General features: G+C 58.6%; 13 protein-coding genes. 11 read left to right on the top strand and 2 right to left on the bottom strand.

What is annotated here, in order from left to right; translation table 11 throughout:
* Positions 1-206 precede the first annotated feature (206 nt).
* Entirely contained in the window at positions 207-1,208 is a 1,002-nt protein-coding gene (locus OHJ17_RS08280; protein ID WP_002912681.1) for a LacI family DNA-binding transcriptional regulator, read from the top strand.
* Positions 1,209-1,230: 22 nt separating this feature from the next.
* On the opposite strand, the gene OHJ17_RS08285 is transcribed toward OHJ17_RS08280, so the two are convergent.
* Positions 1,231-2,172, bottom strand: coding sequence for a sugar-binding transcriptional regulator (locus tag OHJ17_RS08285; protein ID WP_004144198.1), 942 nt, complete (start codon positions 2,170-2,172; stop codon positions 1,231-1,233).
* A 206-nt stretch (positions 2,173-2,378) separates the two neighbouring features.
* Between OHJ17_RS08285 and dalD the strand changes: the two genes are divergently transcribed.
* The 10 genes from dalD to OHJ17_RS08335 all read left to right on the top strand — a co-directional run bounded on the left by dalD (position 2,379) and on the right by OHJ17_RS08335 (position 14,027).
* Complete coding sequence (dalD, locus tag OHJ17_RS08290; protein WP_023317086.1) at positions 2,379-3,746, top strand: D-arabinitol 4-dehydrogenase; 1,368 nt, start codon at positions 2,379-2,381, stop codon at positions 3,744-3,746.
* 9 nt (positions 3,747-3,755) lie between these two features.
* Positions 3,756-5,219, top strand: coding sequence for a xylulokinase (gene xylB / locus OHJ17_RS08295; protein ID WP_023317085.1), 1,464 nt, complete (start codon positions 3,756-3,758; stop codon positions 5,217-5,219).
* Positions 5,220-5,289: 70 nt separating this feature from the next.
* Positions 5,290-6,567, top strand: a complete 1,278-nt coding sequence (dalT, locus tag OHJ17_RS08300; RefSeq protein WP_002912654.1) for a D-arabinitol transporter — start codon at positions 5,290-5,292, stop codon at positions 6,565-6,567.
* A 48-nt stretch (positions 6,568-6,615) separates the two neighbouring features.
* Positions 6,616-7,278 carry an HAD family hydrolase gene (locus tag OHJ17_RS08305; protein WP_023285365.1) on the top strand — a complete coding sequence of 221 codons (663 nt, stop codon included), beginning with the start codon at positions 6,616-6,618 and terminating at the stop codon, positions 7,276-7,278.
* Between the two features lie 297 nt (positions 7,279-7,575).
* The gene (locus tag OHJ17_RS08310) at positions 7,576-8,730 is read left to right on the top strand and encodes a mandelate racemase family protein (protein WP_023317084.1); all 1,155 of its coding nucleotides are present in this window, start codon (positions 7,576-7,578) and stop codon (positions 8,728-8,730) included.
* Between the two features lie 119 nt (positions 8,731-8,849).
* Positions 8,850-10,472 carry an ABC transporter substrate-binding protein gene (locus tag OHJ17_RS08315; protein ID WP_004180553.1) on the top strand — a complete coding sequence of 541 codons (1,623 nt, stop codon included), beginning with the start codon at positions 8,850-8,852 and terminating at the stop codon, positions 10,470-10,472.
* A complete protein-coding gene (locus OHJ17_RS08320; protein WP_004149062.1) occupies positions 10,469-11,506 on the top strand; it encodes an ABC transporter permease in 1,038 nt (345 codons plus the stop codon). The genes OHJ17_RS08315 and OHJ17_RS08320 overlap by 4 nt, the downstream gene beginning before the upstream one ends.
* Positions 11,503-12,408, top strand: coding sequence for an ABC transporter permease (locus OHJ17_RS08325; RefSeq protein ID WP_021313259.1), 906 nt, complete (start codon positions 11,503-11,505; stop codon positions 12,406-12,408). Before OHJ17_RS08320 ends, OHJ17_RS08325 begins: the two co-directional genes overlap by 4 nt.
* The gene (locus tag OHJ17_RS08330) at positions 12,380-13,243 is read left to right on the top strand and encodes an ABC transporter ATP-binding protein (RefSeq protein ID WP_004180551.1); all 864 of its coding nucleotides are present in this window, start codon (positions 12,380-12,382) and stop codon (positions 13,241-13,243) included. The genes OHJ17_RS08325 and OHJ17_RS08330 overlap by 29 nt, the downstream gene beginning before the upstream one ends.
* Before the next feature lie 10 nt (positions 13,244-13,253).
* Entirely contained in the window at positions 13,254-14,027 is a 774-nt protein-coding gene (locus OHJ17_RS08335) for an ABC transporter ATP-binding protein (RefSeq protein ID WP_004899467.1), read from the top strand.
* Between the two features lie 239 nt (positions 14,028-14,266).
* On the opposite strand, the gene yegS is transcribed toward OHJ17_RS08335, so the two are convergent.
* Positions 14,267-15,163, bottom strand: a complete 897-nt coding sequence (yegS, locus tag OHJ17_RS08340) for a lipid kinase YegS (RefSeq protein WP_004151134.1) — start codon at positions 15,161-15,163, stop codon at positions 14,267-14,269.
* Between the last annotated feature and the right edge of the window lie 177 nt (positions 15,164-15,340).

A 15,340-nucleotide genomic window follows, 5' to 3' on the forward strand; every position in this document is an offset into this window, starting at 1 on the left:
TCACGTTCGAGGTGATAGACTAAACCTGGTAACATATTGAATATCAGCATCTTAATTCAGGCTTGCTGGCATGTTGAGGCGGTATGCGCGCGTACTTCCTGGCGTGAAAAGGATGCTCAATCGATGAAGCTATGTTGCTCTCGCTTCATCGATTGAGCAAGTGGGGAAATTAACAGCGACATGATTTTGTGACGCAAGTTGGAAAAATGAAGAAGATAACGATTTACGACCTGGCGGAACTTTCCGGCGTTTCGGCGAGCGCGGTGAGCGCTATCCTCAACGGTAACTGGAAAAAGCGCCGCATCAGCGCCAAGCTTGCGGAAAAGGTGACGCGGATTGCCGAGGAGCAGGGCTATGCGATTAACCGTCAGGCCAGCATGCTGCGCAGTAAAAAATCACACGTCATCGGTATGATTATCCCCAAATATGATAACCGCTACTTCGGTTCCATCGCCGAACGCTTTGAGGAGATGGCCCGCGAGCGCGGCCTGCTGCCGATTATCACCTGTACGCGCCGGCGTCCGGAACTGGAGATCGAAGCGGTAAAGGCGATGCTCTCCTGGCAGGTTGACTGGGTGGTCGCGACCGGGGCGACCAATCCGGATAAAATTTCCGCGCTATGCCAGCAGGCGGGCGTGCCAACGGTCAATCTCGACCTGCCGGGCTCTCTCTCGCCGTCGGTGATTTCGGATAACTACGGCGGCGCGAAAGCGTTGACTCATAAGATCCTGGCTAATAGCGCCCGCCGCCGCGGAGAGCTGGCGCCGCTGACCTTTATCGGCGGGCGCAGCAGCGACCATAACACCAGCGAGCGTTTACGCGGCTTCCACGATGCGCATCGCGAGCTGGGGCTTAGCGTGCCGCAGGCGAATATTCTGGCTCCCGGCTATTCGAAAGGCCACGTTGAGGACTGCCTGCAGGAGCGGTTTGGCAGCGAGAAGACGCTGTTGCAGGGGATATTTGTTAACTCGACGATATCCCTGGAAGGGGTTGTGCGCTGGCTGTCGCAGGTGGGGCTAACCGGCAGCGAGCAGCCGCCGATGGGCTGCTTCGACTGGGATCCTTTTGTCTACCTGCTGGGGCACGATATCGACATGGTGCAGCAGGACGTGCCGGCGATGCTGGACGCGGTTTTTTCGATTATTGACGCCGGCGAAGCCAGCCAGCAGCGGATTGAAATTCCCCCGCGACTGATGAGCAGCAGCTGAGTCGCTGTCTGGCTGTTAAACGTTACCGCGTCAGCAGCCAGCGGGCGGTATGCTCATCGGTCACCAGGCCATTGATCCAGCCGCCTTTAAGGGCGGCCAGGATCGCCGGTCGTTTATGTTCTCCACAGGCAGCGGCAATCCGCGGGCAGTGGCTCTGGCGGATATCATAGCTGGTGATCATGCGGTTGATCTCGCTGTCTACCACGTCGCCTTGCGCATCAATAAACCGCCCGAGGATCTCCCCGATGCCGCCGCGGGCAGTCAGCTCATCCATCTGCGCCTGATTGATAAAGCCGTCTTTAAAGATCGGACTTTGCGTGCCCAGCGGACCAATGCCGACAAAAATCACGTCCGCCTCGCGGGCGACGCCGGAGACGCTGCGGAATAAGCGATTGGTGCACCACATTTCATACTCATCCGCGCTTTGGGCGTAGCGCGGTGCCGGCCACTGATAGTACTTGGCCTTAATTTTGCGGGTCAGCAGCAGGGGCACGTCATCGTAATAATTGCACTGCCCGTCGGCGTTCATGGCGCTGATCAGCGCCACGCAGCGGGTATTCAGGCTGTCAAAATCGATGCGCTGCAGCGCTTTTTTCAGGGTCAGGCCCGAGCCCAGACCGATAATTTTCTCTTTATCATCCTGCAGATAGCGAGCCATCAGCTGATAGCAGCCAAATGACACACTGTCGAGGGTACTTTCTTCGCTAAAGGCGGGGACCACATTGCACTCGATCAAGCGGTATTTTTCCTGCAGCAACTGCGCATAATCGAGGCAGTTCGCTACCGGATGGTGCAGATTAATCGACACAATCCCTTCTTCTTTCGCGGCGGCGATCAGCCGTTGCACCACCGGTCTGGAGGTGCCCAGCTGGCTGGCAATCTCGCTCTGATTCTGGCCGGCGATGTAGTACATCCATGCGGCACGCACCTTCTGATCCAACCGGATATCGTCTTCTTTACTCATGGTTTCCCGCCCTAAGTTGCTGGCCAGGGCACGCAATTGGCCCGGCGAATACCCGCATTCTCGCCGTGGTTGGCATAACTGGCAAGCTTTTGCTCTTTGCTGGTCATTTGTAATTTAATTGGGTAATTGATCTTTTGTGATCCATGGCTCTTATTTTGGTCAAATGATCAATTACAGTGGCGCAATCAACTCAAGGAGAGCAGAACATGAACAATCAATTCACATGGCTTCATATCGGTCTGGGTTCTTTTCATCGCGCGCATCAGGCGTGGTATCTGCATCGTCTGATTGCTTCCGGGGATAATCGCTGGCGCATCGCGGCGGGGAATATTCGCAACGACGCCGAGCAGGTGGTCCAGGCGCTGGCGGCGCAGGGAGGACGTTACGTCCTCGAGACCGTCAGCCCGGAAGGGGAGCGCGAATATGAAGAGATCACCTCAATCCAGAAACTGCTACCGTGGCAGGCCGGGCTACAGCCGCTGATTAACGAAGGGGCAAACCCGCAGACCAAAGTTATCGCCTTTACCGTGACGGAAGGGGGGTACTACCTGAACACTCGCCATCAGCTGGAAACCAGCAACCCCGATCTGCAGGCCGACCTGCAAGGCGAGTGCAAAACCATTTACGGCACCCTCGCGCGGATCCTGGAAAAGCGCATGGCCGACAACGCCGGGCCGCTGACCCTGCTCAACTGCGATAACGTGCGTCATAACGGCGAGCGTTTCCACGACGGTATGGTCGAGTTCCTGCAGCTCACCGGCAAACAGGCGGTGATTGACTGGATGGCGGCCAATACCACCTGTCCGAACACCATGGTGGACCGCATCACCCCGCGTCCGGCGGCCGATCTGCCGGCCCGCATCAAAGCGCAAACCGGAATTGATGACAAAGCGCCGGTGATGGGGGAGACCTTTATCCAGTGGGTAGTGGAGAACAACTTCCGCGATGTCCACCCGAATCTGGAGGCAGTCGGCGTGGAGATGGTGGAGTCGGTCATCCCGTATGAAGAGGCGAAAATCCGTATTTTGAACTCGTCGCACAGCTGCATTGCCTGGGCGGGAACCTTAATCGGCCAGCAGTATATTCATGAAAGCACGCTGACCGATGTTATCTACGCCATTGCCGACCGCTACGTTACGGAGGACGTTATTCCGTGTCTCGGCGACAACGGCATTGATCTGCCGACCTACCGGGATGTGGTGCTTAAGCGCTTTACCAACCCCTATATCCAGGACACCAACCAGCGCGTCGCCGCCGACGGCTTCTCGAAAATTCCGGCGATGATCGCGCCAACCTTGCAGGAGTGCTACCAGCGCGGCGTCCGCCCGGAAGCGACCGCCATGCTGCCGGCGCTGTTCTTCGTCTTTATGGAGCAGTGGCACAAGGGAACTCTGCCGTATCAGTACCAGGACGGCATCCTGGATGCGCAGGCGGTGCATGAGATGTTCGAGGCTCAGGATCCGGTGGCTGTCTACGCCCGTGATAAAGCCCTGTTTGGTGATCTCGCCAACAACGCGGATTTCCTGGCGCTGATGCGCAAGAAAGTCGCCGCCGTTTACACGCTGATTAACTAAGAGGTGGCTATGTATCTGGGTATCGATCTCGGCACATCGGAAGTCAAAGCGCTGGTCATTGATGAGAACCATGAGGTTATCGCCAGCCATAGCGCGCCGCTGAGTATTCAGCGGCCTCATCCGCACTGGTCAGAACAAGCGCCGGAGCTATGGTGGGAGGCGACGGAGTACCTGATGGCCACGCTACGGGAAAAATGCGCGCAGCATTGGCCGGCCATTAAGGCGATTGGCCTCTCCGGGCAGATGCACGGCGCGGTGTTGCTGGATGCAGAGGGGCAGGCGATCCGTCCGGCCATTCTGTGGAACGACACCCGCTGCGCCGCAGAGTGCGCCGAGCTGGAGGCGATGGCGCCGGAGTTGCATCAGGTGGCGGGCAACCTGGCGATGCCGGGCTTTACCGCGCCGAAGCTGTTGTGGGTGCGCCGTCATGAGCCGGAACACTTTCAGCGCACCGCCACGGTGCTGCTGCCCAAGGATTATCTGCGCTACCGGATTACCGGGAAGAAAGTCTCCGATATGTCGGACGCCGCCGGGACGCTGTGGCTGGACGTGGCGAAGCGCGACTGGTCCGACGCTCTGCTGGACAAGTGCGGCCTGTCGCGTAGCCAAATGCCGACGCTGGTCGAAGGCTGCGAGATTTCCGCCACCCTTGACCCGCAGGTGGCTGCCCGCTGGGGGCTGAACGCCTCGGTGGTGGTGGCCGGGGGCGGGGGGGATAACGCGGTCAGCGCCATTGGCGTCGGCGCGGTCTCGCCGGGGGATGCGTTTATTTCGCTCGGCACCTCCGGGGTGCTGTTTGTGGTGACCGATGCCTATCGTCCGGCGCCGCAGTCGGCGGTACATGCGTTTTGTCACGTGCTGCCGAACCTGTGGCACCAGATGAGCGTCATGCTGAGCGCCGCCAGCTGTTTGCAGTGGTTCTGCCGTCTGACCGGCACCACGGAGGTGGCGCTGCTGGCGGAGATTGCCGAGCTAAGCGAGGAGGATAAAGCCAACGCGCCGTTCTTCCTGCCCTATCTCTCCGGGGAACGAACCCCGCATAACGATCCTGACGCCCGCGGCATCTTCTGGGGCATGACCCATGCCAGCCTGCGCGCGCAGCTCGGCTACGCGGTGCTGGAGGGGGTGAGCTTTGGGATCAACGACGGCCTGCAGGCATTGAAAGAGAGCGGGACGCCGATCGCGCAGTGCTCGCTGGTGGGCGGCGGCGCCCGCAGTCCGTTCTGGGCCCAGCTGCTGGCCGATATTCTCGCTATGCCGGTGGTGACCCACAAAGGCGGAGAGACCGGCGGCGCGCTGGGCGCGGCGCGGCTGGCCTGCCTGGCTGCGGGCAAACCGGTTGCCGCGGTGTGTGAAAAACCGGAAGTCTGGCAGACCTGGCGTGCGGATCCCATTCGCCACCACACCCTGATGCAACGCTACGCGCAGTTTAAGTCCCTGTATTTAAACGATCTGCACTATCGACAGCACTGATTTTCATCATAACCGCCGCTTCGTTGCACGTCGCGGAGCGGCCACCCTGTACCCTGAAAACGAGGTCATTATGTCTATCAATAATAAACAGTGGCTCGGTTTACCCCTGAACCTGCTCTGGGGATACATCGCCATTGCCGTATTTATGACCGGCGACGGTTTTGAATTAGCCTTTCTGTCGCACTATATCAAAGCGCTCGGCTTCTCTCCGGCGGAGGCCTCCTTTGCCTTTACCCTCTACGGCCTGGCCGCTGCGCTGTCGGCGTGGATTTCCGGGGTGGTGGCGGAAATTATCACCCCGCTGAAAACGATGATGATTGGCTTCGTGCTGTGGTGCGTATTCCACGTGCTGTTCCTCGTTTTCGGCCTCGGTCACGCCAACTATGCGCTGATCCTGCTTTTCTACGGCATCCGCGGCTTCGCCTATCCGCTGTTCCTCTACTCGTTTATCGTGGCGATTGTCCATAACGTCAAAAGCGACAACGCCAGCTCGGCCATCGGCTGGTTCTGGGCGGTGTATTCCATCGGCATCGGGGTCTTCGGCAGCTATATTCCGAGCTTTACCATTCCGCACATTGGCGAAATGGGCACCCTGTGGCTGGCGCTGGCCTTCTGCCTTACCGGGGGCGTGATTGCCCTGGTTTCCCTGCGCCATATTCAAACGCCGCAGCATATGCAGAATCTCACCACCCGTGAGAAGTTTTCCGAGCTGGGACGCGCCGCGACGCTGCTCTATACCAACCGCAATATTCTGCTGTCGAGCATGGTGAGGATTATCAATACCCTCTCGCTGTTCGGCTTTGCGGTCATTATGCCGATGATGTTTGTCGATGAGCTGGGCTTCAGCACTTCAGAATGGCTCCAGGTATGGGCAGTCTTCTTCTTCACCACCATTTTCTCTAACGTGCTGTGGGGGATCCTCGGGGAAAAACTGGGCTGGATGAAGGTGGTGCGCTGGTTCGGCTGCATCGGGATGGCGCTCTCCAGCCTGGCGTTTTACTACATACCTCAGCACTTTGGCCATAGCTTTGCGATGGCGCTGATCCCCGCCATCGCCCTCGGGATCTTTGTCGCCGCCTTCGTGCCGCTGGCGGCCGTGTTCCCGGCGCTGGAGCCGAAGCATAAAGGTGCGGCCATTTCGGTCTATAACCTGTCGGCGGGGATGTCGAACTTTCTCGCGCCGGCGATTGCCGTGGTGCTGCTGCCGTTCTTCAGCACCATCGGGGTGGTGATCGCCTATACCGCATTGTACGTGGTGGCCTTTTTCCTCTGCGCCTTTATCCGCGTGGAGCAGCCGGGGTTCTCCCACAAGGAAGCAACCGCCCGCGAGCAGGTTGAATTCTCGTAGGTACTGCGGCTGGCATGCGCTTCATGCCAGCCTTAATGAGGTGAACGAATGAGCATGCAGGCGGTTATTTTTGACATGGATGGCGTGATTATTGATTCCGAGGCGCTGTGGCGTCAGGCGCAGATTGACGCCCTCGCGCAGTGGGGGGCAACGGCGAGCGTTGCTGAATGTGAAACCCTGACCAAGGGCAAGCGCCTCGACGACATTGCCGGCACCTGGTGCCGCTATTTTCAGCTTGATCTCGCTCCGCAGCGGCTTGAAGACGCCATCCTGCAGCGCATCACCCGTCTGATTGCCGCGAAAGGCGAACCGATGCGCGGGGTGCAGGAGGCGTTACGCTATTTTCGCGAAGCGGGTTATAAGATTGCGCTCGCCACGTCATCATCTCGTCAGGTTATTGCCGCTGTGCTGAACAAGCTTTCGCTCTGGCACTTTTTTGACGCGATCTCCAGCGCGGATGATGAACCATGCGGCAAACCGCACCCGGCGGTGTACCTCACGACGCTGCGGAAGCTCAATCTCAACGCCAGCCAGTGTCTGGTGATTGAGGATAGCTTTACCGGCTTTTGCGCGGCCCAGTCGGCGGGGATTGCCACGATAGTGATTGCAGAAGATAGCCAGCACGCGCGTTTTCAGGCCGCCGCTGGCCGCTATCAAACCTTACCTGAACTGCTGGAAGCGCTTAGCGCGGAGCCAGCGGCGGCGGTTTAAGTCAGCCATTTGTGGGCGCAGACATTCCCGGGATGTAGCTGGTCGGTTAATCTCTTCTCTGCGCTCACGCCCTTTTTTCTCCTGGTCGATCTGCCTCACATTTCGCTCATCTTTTGTGAAAACAGTCACGTCTTGTTGTGCCAATGCCCAAATTTATGGCCTTGCTTAGCGGTGTTTGTCCGAGGCACTGCTACGAAGTTGTGCTTAGATTATATATTGAAACGTATTTTCAATAATGTGAAACCGCTTTGCCGATCTGCTTATGTCGATCGGATTTGGCCGTGATAAGGACCGAGCATGAAAATTGAATCTGTGAATGTCACCGTTTTCCAATATCCCACTCGTCGGGTTTCCGACAGCGCCGGGCACTCCCATCCGGGGGTTGAAAGCATGGCCAAAATGGCGATGCTGACCATCACCGCTGATGATGGGGCGCAGGGCTTTTCGTTTACGCCTCCGGAAGTCGTGCGCCCGTTCGTGGTGAATACTTTTTTTCGCAAAGTGCTGGTGGGACAGGACCCGTTTAACCGTGAGCGTATCTGGCAGGATCTTAACCACTGGCAGCGCGGCAGCGCACATCAGCTAACGGAGCGCGCGCTGTCGTTTGTTGAACAGGCGCTGTGGGACCTGATCGGCCGCAGCCTTAAGATGCCGGTTTATAAGCTGCTCGGCGGCTATCGCGACACTGTCCCGGCTTACGGTAGCACCATGTGCGGCGACGATCTGCCGGGCGGCCTGTCGACCCCGGAAGAGTATGCCGCTTTTGCTGAGAAGCTGGTCGCCCGCGGCTACAAGGCCATCAAACTGCACACCTGGATGCCGCCAATCTCTTTTGCGCCCAATCCCAAAATGGACATTAAAGCCTGCGCGGCGGTGCGCGAAGCCGTAGGGCCGGATATTGACCTGATGATTGATGGCTATCACTGGTACAGCCGCGCCGAGGCGCTGTGGATCGGCAAAGAGCTGGAAAAACTCAATTTCGCCTGGTTTGAAGAGCCGATGGAGGAGGATTCGATGTCTTCCTATGCGTGGCTGGCGGAAAACCTGTCGATTCCCATCGTCGGGCCGGAGAGCTTCGGCGGCAAGCACCACATGCGCGCCGAATGGGTGAAAGCCGGTGCCTGCGACATTCTGCGCGCCGGCGCTAACGGCGTGGGGGGGATTACACCGACCATGAAGGTGGCGGCGCTGGCGGAATCTTTCGGCATGGATTGCGAAGTCCACGGCAACGGAGCGGCAAGCCTGGCGGTGGTGGGCGCGATCCGCAACTGCCGCTGGTACGAGCGCGGCCTGCTGCATCCGTTCCTCGACTACGATGAACCGGCGGCCTATCTCAACAGCATTATCGACCCGATGGATGACCAGGGATTTGTGCATTTGTCACAACGTCCGGGTCTCGGTGAAGACATTAATTTTGCGTATATCGAAGCCAATACCGTTAGCCACGACTGATTTAAAAAAATAAATACCCGATGGCGCTGCGCTTATCGAGCCTGCGGCCCGGTAGACCGGATAAGCCGAAAATGCCGCCATCCGGCAACATGTACCCTACAGTACAGGCAAACAGAGATATGAAAAAAACCTCCTTACTGGGAGCGTGTATTCTCGCGCTCGCCATGTCGATGGGGAGCGGGGAGGCGGTGGCGAAAACGCCGCCCGACCAGCTGATCATCGGCATGAATATGAATAACCTGCTCACCCTTGACCCGGCGGCGATGACCGGTAACGAAGTGGTGGGGATCGTGGTCAACCTCTACGACTCGCTGGTGGAGCTTGACCCTGAGCAGCTCACCACCGTCAGGCCCGCGCTGGCGAAATCCTGGGATATCAGCCCCGACGGCAAAACCCTGACCTTTCATCTGCGCGATGACGTTAAGTTTCACTCCGGCAACCCGCTGACCGCCGCCGACGTCGTGTGGTCAATGCGGCGCATCCTGCACCTCAACCTGGCCCAGGCCTCAGTATGGAAATCCTATGGCTTCAGTAAGAAAAATATCGACAGCCAGGTCAGCGCGCCGGACCGCTTCACGGTGCAAATCGTATTACCCAAAGATAACGATCCGCAGCTGGTGATTTACTCGCTGGCGGCGCTGGGCAACCTCGGAGTGCTGGACAGTAAAACGGTGCAAAGCCATCAGCAGGATAACGACTGGGGTAACCGCTGGCTAACCACCCATGAAGCCGGTTCCGGGCCGTTTATCCTCGAAACCTGGCAGGCGAAAGATGTGCTGCGCATGAAGCGCAACCCTGACTACTGGCGCGGCGAGGCGAAAATGAGCCGCGTGGTACTGCGTCATTTCCAGGAGTCGCAAACTCTGCGCCTGATGATCGAAAAAGGCGACCTTGATATTGCCAACAATATGGCGGTTTCCGATATCAACGCCCTGCGCAGCGATCCGCAGCTGACCGTCGATGCGGTGCAGCGCGGCACCATGTACTACGTGGCGATGAGCATGAAAGAGGCGCACTTCGCCAATCCGAAAGTGCGCGAGGCGGTGCGCTATCTGATTGATTACCAGGGTATCAATAAAGCGCTGATGCCGGGCTACGGCGTGCTGCACCAGCGGCCTATCAAAGCGGGAATGCCGTCCACGCTACCCGATCCCGGCTACAGGCTGGATGTGGCGCGGGCGAAAAAGCTGCTGGCGGAAGCGGGATATCCCAACGGCTTTGATACCACGCTGCGGGTACTCTCCGATCAGCCATTTCTTAACATCGCTATCGCCGTGCAGTCGACGCTGATGCAGGCGGGGATTAACGCCAAAATCATCACCGGCACTGGTAACCAGATCTACGGCGCAATGCGCGAGCGTAAATTTGACCTGCTGGTAGGTCGCGGCGGCAGCGGGATGGAGCCGCATCCGCATTCCAGCCTGCGCGCGCTGGTCTATAACCCGGATAACAGCGATAAGGCGCGCCTGACCAACTTCCAGGGCTGGCGTACCGGTTTTTACGACCCGCAACTGAATACGATGATTGACCAGGCCCTGCTGGAACGCGATCCGCAAAAACAGGTGGCTGACTACCAGGCCATCCAGACACGCTACGACCAGCTGGTTCCGGCTTTAATTCCGCTTTCGCAGATGGTTGATTCGGTCGTCGTGCGCAACGAGGTACGGGAGTATCAGCCGCACCCCTCCGCCACCACTTTTCTGCGTGACGTCTATAAAGTCCGCGAAGGAGAGAAAGGATGAGTACCGCAATCCTTGCGCCCGGCTCACGCGGCCGGCGCTTATCAAAACGGCTACTGCAGGTGGTGATTACACTGTTCGGCCTGCTGCTGCTGACCTTTACCATTGGCCGCGTCATGCCCATCGACCCGGTGCTGGCGATTGTCGGCCCGGATGCTGACCAGAGTACCTATCAGCAGGTTTACCAGCAGCTGGGGTTTGATAAATCGCTGACCACCCAGTTTGGCATCTATTTCGTCAACCTTTTGCACGGCGATCTGGGCAACGCGCTGCTGACCGGGAAACCGGTGGTGGACGATATTATCCGCGTCTTCCCGGCCACCATGGAGCTGGCAACGATGGCGATTATTGTCGGCGCGGGTCTTGGTATTCCGCTGGGCGTGTTGGCGGCGGCGCGGCGCAATAGCGTCTCCGATTATGTGGTACGCATTATCAGCCTGGCGGGCTACTCGACGCCGATCTTTTGGGTCGGGATGATGGGGCTGCTGGTGTTCTATGCCTGGCTTGGCTGGGTAGGCGGCGCCGGGAGGGTAGATCTCGGGCTGGATGGTGTGGTGCCGCGCCGCACCGGGCTGATGACCGTTGATGCGCTGCTGGCCGGCAACGGCCAGGTGTTCTGGAACGCCATTAATCATCTGATTCTTCCCGCCTCGCTGCTGGGTTTTCACTCGCTGGCTTATATCAGCCGTATGACCCGCAGCTTTATGCTGGCCCAGCTGTCGCAGGAGTTCATTATTACCGCCCGGGTGAAAGGGCTGACCGAGCGCCAGGTTATCTGGAACCATGCGTTTCGTAACATCCTCGTGCAACTGCTGACGGTGGTGGCGCTGGCCTACGGCGCGCTGCTGGAAGGCGCGGTGCTGATTGAAACCGTCTTCTCATGGCCGGGGTTTGGCTCCTACCTTACCGGAAGCTTGCTGCTGGGCGATATGAATGCGGTGATGGGCTGCGTGCTGCTGGTGGGGGTGATCTTCGTGATGCTCAACCTGCTCTCCGACATGCTGTATCAATTCTTTGACCCGAGGACAAAATCATGACCGTTTCTCTGGATTCGCCGCTTTCGGGTGGTGCGGGCGAAGGCCGTCAGCGGCTGCAACGCGCGGCGGCGCGGGCCGTCGGGTTTGTCGGCAAAATGGCGCGCAATCCGCTCACGGCCATCGGCGGAGGAATTATCTTTCTGCTGCTGGTGGTGGCGATTTTCGCGCCGCTGATTGCGCCTTATAACCCGCTGGTACAGGACCTGAATAGTGCGCTGGTCGCGCCGAATGCGCAGCACTGGTTCGGCACCGATGAGTTTGGCCGGGATATCTTTAGTCGCCTGGTGTACGGCTCCCGCATCACGCTCTATATCGTGCTGCTGGTCTCGGTGACTGTCGGTCCGCTCGGACTGCTGCTGGGCGTCAGTGCCGGCTATTTCGGCGGTAAAGTCGATATGGTGCTGATGCGCGTCACCGATATTTTCATCTCCTTCCCGAGTCTGGTCCTGGCGCTGGCGTTTGTCGCCGCTTTAGGACCGGGGCTGGAGCACGTGGTTATCGCCATCACGCTGACCGCCTGGCCGCCGATTGCCCGTCTGGCGCGCGCCGAAACGCTCTCTCTGCGCCAGGCTGATTTTATCTCCGCCGTGCGTCTGCAGGGCGCTTCATCGGCCCGCGTCCTCTGGCGCCATATCGTGCCGCTGTGTCTGCCCTCGGTCATTATCCGTATCACCATGAATATGGCCGGGATCATTCTGACCGCGGCCGGCCTCGGCTTTCTCGGCCTCGGCGCGCAGCCGCCAGAGCCGGAGTGGGGAGCGATGATCTCCAGCGGGCGCACTTATATGATGGAGTGCTGGTGGGTCGTAACCATTCCGGGGCTGGCGATTTTGATCAATAGCTTAGCGTTCAACTTCTTAGGAGATGGCCTACGTGACATCCTCGATCCCCGTAGTGAATAATGCACCGCTGCTCGACGTGCGCGATTTGTGCGTCGACTTTGTTAACGGTAGCGCGGTGACCCACGCCGTGCGCGGCGTCTCCTTCCAGCTGGGGCATGAGAAGCTGGCTATTGTCGGCGAGTCCGGTTCGGGTAAGTCCACCGTTGGGCGCGCGCTGCTTCAGCTGCATCCGAAAAAGGCCCGCGTCAGCGCCAGCCGGATGCAGTTTGCCGACCTCGATCTGCAGCATCTTAGCGAAGCGCAGATGCGCGGCGTACGAGGCAAACGTATCTCGATGATTATGCAGGATCCGAAATATTCGCTGAATCCGGTGGTCTGCGTGGGTAAGCAAATCGCCGAGGCCTGGCTTACTCATCATCCCGGGCGCAAAGATGAGGCGAAAGCCAGGGCGCTGGAGATGCTGGAGGTGGTGCGTATTCGCCAACCGGAGCGCGTTTATCAGCTTTATCCGCATGAAATATCCGGCGGACAGGGACAGCGCATCATGATCGCCATGATGCTGATTACCGACCCGGAGCTGATCATTGCCGATGAGCCCACCTCCGCGCTGGACGTGTCGGTGCGCCTGCAGGTGCTGGGCCTGCTGGATGACCTGGTTCAGTCGCGCGGGCTGGGGCTGATTTTTATCAGCCACGATATCAACCTGGTGCGCAGCTTCTGCGACCGGGTGCTGGTGATGTACGCCGGACGGGTAGTGGAGTCCATCGCCGCTAAAGATCTCGATAACGCCCGTCACCCCTACACTCAGGGATTGATTAACTCGCTGCCGGATATGCAGCATCGTCGCCCGATACTGCCGGTGCTGCAGCGTCAGGCCAGCTGGTTAACGGATTAAGGAGCGGATAATGATTGAAGTTCAACATCTCAACCTCGCGTTTGGCGAGGGGGAGAAGCGTAACCAGGTGCTGTATGACGTCAGTTTCCACGTTAAGCCCGGCGAGATCTACGGTCTGGTAGGAGAGTCCGGTTCCGGTAAAACGACGGTGCTCAAGTGCCTGGCGGGGCTGTTTACCCACTGGCAGGGGGAACTGACCATCGATGCTCAGCCCTTAGGGCATGAAATTAGCCGCGAGCGCTGCCGTCAGGTGCAGATGGTATTTCAGGACCCCTACGGATCGCTGCATCCCCGTCACACCATTGGCGATATCCTCGAAGAGCCGCTGCAGATCCATCGTATCAACGACCGCGACCGGCGGATCAATGTGCTGCTGGATAAAGTAGGCCTCAACCGCGCCTTTCGCGAGCGCTATCCGCATCAGCTCTCCGGCGGGCAGCGGCAGCGCGTGGCGATAGCCAGAGCGCTGATTCTTGAGCCTCAGGTGCTGCTGCTGGATGAGCCGACGTCGGCGCTGGATGTGTCGGTGCAGGCTGAGATCCTTAACCTGCTGGCGGAACTGCAGCGGGAGGCTAAGCTCACTTACCTGATGGTCACCCACGATCTTGGGGTTATTGCCCACTTATGCCAGAAAGTGGCGGTGATGCAGTACGGGAAGATCCTCGAAACCCTGACGGTCGATGCGCTGGTCAGCGGCCAGGCGCAGATGGCCTATACGCAGATGCTGGTTAACGCCAGTCGGCAATATACGCGCGAAATGGCGCGCGAGGTGGCGGAATACTAAGCTTTATGGCGCATTGTCTCACGGCAGATGCGCCCATTTTAATAGGTAACCATTTGATGTTATAGGTTTTTTGTGGTTGTGGTATCGTCTATTAATGTAAGCGCGGTGTTTGGACCGATATCCTGCCCAGGTTTTTCCTGCAGCCGCAGGTGCCGTTTTACCTTAACATTCAGAGGCTCAATCAACGAACCCGGCTGCTGTATACCAGCCGGGCGCCGTCTTTGTTTTGCGAAGCCTGATCAGCGTAGCAGCGGGCAGTCGGGCGGCAGCCGGCAGCGCAGGGCCGCCGGTAACAGCTCCATGCGGAAGGTTTTGCCGCTGAGCGGCTCGCCGTCGAGGTTAAAGGTCATCTCATGGGGGGCGGTGATCTCAAACCACGAGGAGACACCGTCAACAATATTCGGCGAGTTTTCCGGATTCGCCAGGGTGCTGAACAGGGCAGGGATCAGCTCTTCGCCGGTGAAAATGCGCAGATGCAGCAGACCATCGTTAATCAACGCCTCCGGGCACAGCTGCTGGCCGCCGCCGGCCTGGCGACCGTTGCCGATGCCGATGACCAGCGCATCGCCCTGCCAGTGAAAGTTCTCCCCGCGGATCTCGCAGCGGTCCGGCTTCAGGGTATCCATGCGCATCAGACCGTGGATTAAATAAGAGACACCGCCGAGCGCGGCCTTGAGTTTTTCCGGCGTTTCGGTGGTGATCCGGGTGCCGAACCCGCCGGTCGCCATATTAATAAAGCCGGTTTTATCATTCACCCGGGCGATATCTATCGGCACATCGCGGCCGACGATCGCCAGCTTGAGGGCGCTGGCCAGATCCTGCGGGATACCGACGCTGGTGGCGAAGTCGTTAGCCGTTCCCAGCGGTAAAATCCCCAGCGCCATCTTGCCGCCGCGCTCCACCAGCGCGGTCGCCACTTCATTAATGGTGCCATCGCCACCGCCGGCGATCACCGTTTCAACGTTCAGCTGCAGGGCTTCATCGATAAACCGAGCGGCATCGCCCTTTTCCCAGGTCACGCGGACGTGAATATCAATCCCTTCATCGCGTAACAGGTTAACCGCTTCGCGTAGCTGCGGTTCATTGGCACCTTTGCCGTTAAGGATCAGTAAGCTGGCAGGAAACGTAGACATCATCAAGGGAACCTTTATTGCTCAATGTTGCATAAAGTGTACCGCATGACGAAAGCGAAGACCGGAGGAGAGGCAAAAAAATAAGCCCGCGTAAGGGAGATTACGCAGGCTAAGGAGGTGGTTCCTGGTACAACTAGCATTTATGGGTTATGTTTTTCAGCGAAATGGATGATACCTGTT

The organism is Klebsiella sp. KP20-425-1 (genome assembly GCF_025813515.1).
GTDB classification, from domain to species: domain Bacteria; phylum Pseudomonadota; class Gammaproteobacteria; order Enterobacterales; family Enterobacteriaceae; genus Klebsiella; species Klebsiella pneumoniae.

Excerpts from the sequence above, each read along its gene's own strand:
- OHJ17_RS08280 (WP_002912681.1), top strand. The coding sequence starts at position 207 with ATGAAGAAGATAACGATTTACGACCTGGCGGAACTTTCCGGCGTTTCG.
- OHJ17_RS08285 (WP_004144198.1), bottom strand. The coding sequence starts at position 2,172 with ATGAGTAAAGAAGACGATATCCGGTTGGATCAGAAGGTGCGTGCCGCA.
- dalD (WP_023317086.1), top strand. The coding sequence starts at position 2,379 with ATGAACAATCAATTCACATGGCTTCATATCGGTCTGGGTTCTTTTCAT.
- xylB (WP_023317085.1), top strand. The coding sequence starts at position 3,756 with ATGTATCTGGGTATCGATCTCGGCACATCGGAAGTCAAAGCGCTGGTC.
- dalT (WP_002912654.1), top strand. The coding sequence starts at position 5,290 with ATGTCTATCAATAATAAACAGTGGCTCGGTTTACCCCTGAACCTGCTC.
- OHJ17_RS08305 (WP_023285365.1), top strand. The coding sequence starts at position 6,616 with ATGAGCATGCAGGCGGTTATTTTTGACATGGATGGCGTGATTATTGAT.
- OHJ17_RS08310 (WP_023317084.1), top strand. The coding sequence starts at position 7,576 with ATGAAAATTGAATCTGTGAATGTCACCGTTTTCCAATATCCCACTCGT.
- OHJ17_RS08315 (WP_004180553.1), top strand. The coding sequence starts at position 8,850 with ATGAAAAAAACCTCCTTACTGGGAGCGTGTATTCTCGCGCTCGCCATG.
- OHJ17_RS08320 (WP_004149062.1), top strand. The coding sequence starts at position 10,469 with ATGAGTACCGCAATCCTTGCGCCCGGCTCACGCGGCCGGCGCTTATCA.
- OHJ17_RS08325 (WP_021313259.1), top strand. The coding sequence starts at position 11,503 with ATGACCGTTTCTCTGGATTCGCCGCTTTCGGGTGGTGCGGGCGAAGGC.
- OHJ17_RS08335 (WP_004899467.1), top strand. The coding sequence starts at position 13,254 with ATGATTGAAGTTCAACATCTCAACCTCGCGTTTGGCGAGGGGGAGAAG.
- yegS (WP_004151134.1), bottom strand. The coding sequence starts at position 15,163 with ATGATGTCTACGTTTCCTGCCAGCTTACTGATCCTTAACGGCAAAGGT.